This window comes from Bacteroides caecigallinarum (genome assembly GCF_016902295.1).
Taxonomy (GTDB): domain Bacteria; phylum Bacteroidota; class Bacteroidia; order Bacteroidales; family Bacteroidaceae; genus Phocaeicola; species Phocaeicola caecigallinarum_A.
The window spans coordinates 1-1,808 of record NZ_JACJLQ010000096.1 but is presented as its reverse complement, the minus strand read 5'-3'; the positions used below and the strand labels follow the sequence as shown (position 1 = coordinate 1,808).

General features: G+C 42.5%; 1 protein-coding gene and 3 pseudogenes. 3 read left to right on the top strand and 1 reads right to left on the bottom strand.

Translation table 11 applies throughout. The features are described from left to right. Positions 1–25 precede the first annotated feature (25 nt). From H6A27_RS14270 to H6A27_RS15675, 3 genes and pseudogenes are all read left to right on the top strand, one after another. Positions 26–394 carry a hypothetical protein gene (locus tag H6A27_RS14270; protein ID WP_204509167.1) on the top strand — a complete coding sequence of 123 codons (369 nt, stop codon included), beginning with the start codon at positions 26–28 and terminating at the stop codon, positions 392–394. A 1-nt stretch (position 395) separates the two neighbouring features. Continuing rightward, positions 396–494, top strand: a pseudogene (locus H6A27_RS14265) (IS66 family insertion sequence element accessory protein TnpB); the annotation flags it as partial. A 5-nt stretch (positions 495–499) separates the two neighbouring features. After that, a pseudogene (locus tag H6A27_RS15675) lies at positions 500–1,364 on the top strand (IS66 family transposase). Between the two features lie 211 nt (positions 1,365–1,575). On the opposite strand, the pseudogene H6A27_RS15270 reads toward H6A27_RS15675, so the two are convergent. Then, positions 1,576–1,808, bottom strand: a pseudogene (locus H6A27_RS15270) (hypothetical protein); the annotation flags it as partial.

The following is a 1,808-nucleotide window of genomic DNA, read 5'->3' as shown; positions in this document are numbered from 1 at the left end:
CCATAACCCAATAACATCAATGATTATGGCGAAAGAAAAAGTAAACTATCAGGAGGTATATGACCTCTACCAGTTATGCAGCGAGACCAAGGATCTTCGCGAGTTCTGTGCGGATTATGGAGTAAACTACGACAAGTTCATGAACTGGCAGCGTCACCAGCTTTGGAGCGAGAAGTTAGGCAAGACAGTCCATGGTGATCAGCCCAAGGTTGCCAAAGTCCAGATAAGCGGCAAACCTTGCAATAGTCCAACCGTGAAGTTGGAGGTGAAACAGCCTGAAGGCGAACCACCAATAAAATGGGTTAAGTTACAGCTGACATCCGGCGCAACACTGTTTCTGAGAAACACCACCGTTCTTGACCTGAGTCTGTTGCTTAATAAAATGATCGGATGATATGCTAGGACTGAGTGTTAACCTGAACTATTACCTGTTCAACGGTAATGTGGATCTGCGGAAAGGTATTTTCCGTCTGTGCGAGAGTATAAGGGAAGAGAGGGTATGATTGATGAAAGAGCATACGAGTTACTTTGCTGCCAGCTGGGTCTGGCGAATGAGGAAAAAGCAGGGCTTCGCAAACAGAATAAAGAACTGATTGCGAGGCTTGAGTCTATTGAAAAATCCAACAAGGAGAACTCAAAAACTCTGATTGATACAATCAATGACCTCAAAGATTCCCTCGAAAAGCAATCAACCACGGTTGAACATTACAGGAAGGAAATGGAACTTATGAGAAGGCAGCTTGAAGCAAAAGACGAGGTGAACATTATGCTTGCAAATGAGATATCCAATCTCAGGCTTCAGCTTGAGGACAGCCGGAAACACCGTTTCGGCCGTACCTCCGAGCAAAGAAGGCTGCTGAACAACCGTAACCTTGACAAGAAGGCATCCACATAAGCAACACCACGCTGAACAGCTATATCCATAACGGAATCTCCAGACTAAGGGAGTTTATGGAAGATGTCTTCAAGGAGTTTGTACAACAGGCAAAATACTTTTCCCATCATAAGGTGGTCATGATGATGCAGGATACTAAACTCATGGCTAACGAACTGATGAGAAAGGCTGCGAACTATACGTTAAACCAGTGGAAATCCCTGAAAAATATCCTAAAGGACGGTGCAGCGGAAATCTCGAACAACCTCTGTGAGCAAAGGATGAAACCTGTAAAGCTGCTACTTAAGAACTGCATGAATTAGGTAGTGAATATGCGGCAGAAAACTCGGCATTCATCTTCTCCCTGATAGAAAGCTGCAAACTTAATGATATAGACCCTCAGGATTACCTGAAGCACTTGTTTGAATGTATCCTTCATGGTAAGGACTGCGACAAGAAGTCTCTTCTGCCATGTTTTTATAAATCGTAATGTTAAAACAAAAATATTTTCTTACGGACTTTTTTATTTTATCGGCTGAAAAACAGCCGATAAAATCGTCGTGGCGGAAAATAGAATGAACTATAATAAAAACTTGAATATATTTAACAATTATAAGTATGTTTATGCATATATATAATGGAAGCTCGTCGGGCCTGACTGCTCAGTCCCTTGCCGCATGGCGCTCCCTCCGCAGGAGAGATTATGGTTTTACTGATATAAATCCATCAACGTATGGCTTATCTTGTGTAACAACTGCAAAAGCCTGTCTTACCAATTTATTGGCGACAGCAATAATAGCAACCTTACCAGGTTTGCCATTAGATTGGCGAAAACGGAGCATACCCACCCACTTAGAACGGCATAATCCACCCACAATTATTGCTAAAATGGGCTTGAAAAGGGCATAAAAAACGGAGCATATCCGTTCATTTT

Bases quoted from the DNA above. Each gene is read 5' to 3' on its own strand.
- H6A27_RS14270 (WP_204509167.1), top strand. From the start codon at position 26: ATGGCGAAAGAAAAAGTAAACTATCAGGAGGTATATGACCTCTACCAG.